Origin of the sequence: Streptomyces huiliensis (assembly GCF_020037025.1) — a bacterium.
GTDB lineage: Bacteria > Actinomycetota > Actinomycetes > Streptomycetales > Streptomycetaceae > Streptomyces > Streptomyces huiliensis.
The window spans coordinates 1-1,541 of record NZ_JAIQLH010000517.1 but is presented as its reverse complement, the minus strand read 5'-3'; the positions used below and the strand labels follow the sequence as shown (position 1 = coordinate 1,541).

The 1,541-nt window shown below is 74.8% G+C and carries 3 protein-coding genes; 1 reads left to right on the top strand and 2 read right to left on the bottom strand.

What is annotated here, in order from left to right; translation table 11 throughout:
• The coding region (locus JNW98_RS35590; protein ID WP_223772389.1) for a glycosyltransferase at positions 1 to 380 on the bottom strand (380 nt) is incomplete at its 3' end.
• A 164-nt stretch (positions 381 to 544) separates the two neighbouring features.
• The gene (locus tag JNW98_RS35585) at positions 545 to 721 is read right to left on the bottom strand and encodes a hypothetical protein (protein WP_223772388.1); all 177 of its coding nucleotides are present in this window, start codon (positions 719 to 721) and stop codon (positions 545 to 547) included.
• A 225-nt stretch (positions 722 to 946) separates the two neighbouring features.
• Between JNW98_RS35585 and JNW98_RS35580 the strand changes: the two genes are divergently transcribed.
• Positions 947 to 1,384 (top strand): SPW repeat protein, encoded by a 438-nt coding sequence (locus JNW98_RS35580; RefSeq protein WP_223772387.1) that lies wholly within the window; start codon positions 947 to 949, stop codon positions 1,382 to 1,384.
• Positions 1,385 to 1,541: the final 157 nt, after the last annotated feature.

Below are 1,541 nucleotides of genomic sequence, written 5' to 3'. Positions count from 1 at the left end.
GCGACGGCGGGGACGCCGAGCCGGGCTGCGGCGGCCAGGCCGCGCGCGCCGAGCCGGCCCGATGCGGCCAGGTGGACGACGTGCGGCCGGTGGGCGGCGAGCGCCCGGGCCAGCCGGCCGCCGGGCAGCGGTGGGCGGCGGCCGGCGGCGGGGTGCCCCGGCAGCGGCAGGGTGGGGACGCGGACGACGGGCGCGCCGCGTTCACGGAAGACGCCGTCGTCGTCCGGAGTACCGCCGGCGCACCGGGCGGACGGCCGGGCGGGCGCGACGACCAGCGGCTCGTGGCCGCTGAGCGCCAACTGCCGGGCGGTCTCCCAGGTCTGGTGGGCGATGCCGTTGACGTCCGGGGGATACGACGCGGTGACGAGGGCGACGCGCATACCGCTGTTGTCGGCGGCCGGGGCGTGCCGCGGGTCACGGGGATCTTTCCGGCCGGGGAACGTCCCGTGAGCGTTGTCCTCGCGGGGTACGGGCGGGGTGCGGGCAAGGGTGCGGGCGGGTCGCCCGCGCCGGCGGGCCCGGTGGTCGGGTCCGCCGGTGTGTGTCAGTCCGTGCCGCGGATGATGTGCGGCTCGGGATCGTCCTCGTCGCCCGGTGCGTCGTACTCGACGCGTGGTGCGGCGCGCCGGGCGGGCGGGCCGGCGGGCGTGGGGCCCGACGTGGTGTCGAGGACCGGTATGCGCGGCTGGAGCCGTTCTTCCTGCCCTGTGGGGTTGTCCATGGGTGGTACCTCCCCCTGAGGTGCCGTGCGACGGGCCGGGCGCGCCGGCCCCGGAAGGCAATGCCTTCCCCGCACATCCGTCCGGTACGCGCCGACGTGGGCAGGTCACTGGAACGGACTATTCACCACTCTCTCGACTGAAAGGTCCTTTCGGGTGAAGTTGCGACCAATCCGGTTAAACTACAAGAAGGTCCGAATTCTCGTTTGGGAAGGAAGGTGGCTGACGTGACCGCCCCTACGTCACCCCGGATCGAGCAGCACCCGGACATCATGGCGCTCCGCGCCCACTCCGAGGAGACGACGGCGATGCCCGCCGCCCAGGCCGTGGAGGCTCTCGCCCTGCTGTGCGGCGTCTACCTGGCCGCCTCGCCCTGGATCGTCGGCTTCAACGGCTTCTCCACCCTGACCGTCAACAACCTCATCACCGGTGTCGCCTTCGCCGCCCTGGTCGGCGGCTTCGGATCGGCCTACGAGCGCACCCACGCCATGAGCTGGGCCGCGCTGGCCATCGGCGCCTGGACGATCATCTCGCCCTGGGTCGTGTCCGGGCACCCGTTCACCACGGGCGCCAATGTCAGCAACGTCATCGTGGGCGCCCTCTGCTGTGTGGTCGCCCTGGCCCTGGCGGGCATGGGCGTGAGCCGGGCCCGCGCCCGGCGCTGACCCGCCGGCCTCCGGCCGGCACTGACGGTCCGACACCCGCCCGCACCGACAGGGGCGGGACGAGACGGGCCCGCGCGACCGCCTCACCGGCGGCCGGGCGGGCCCACGTCGCGTCCGGCCGCCGGAGGCGCCCCGCCGCTCAGCGCGTCAGCACCTC

Excerpts from the sequence above, each read along its gene's own strand:
- JNW98_RS35585 (WP_223772388.1), bottom strand. The coding sequence starts at position 721 with ATGGACAACCCCACAGGGCAGGAAGAACGGCTCCAGCCGCGCATACCG.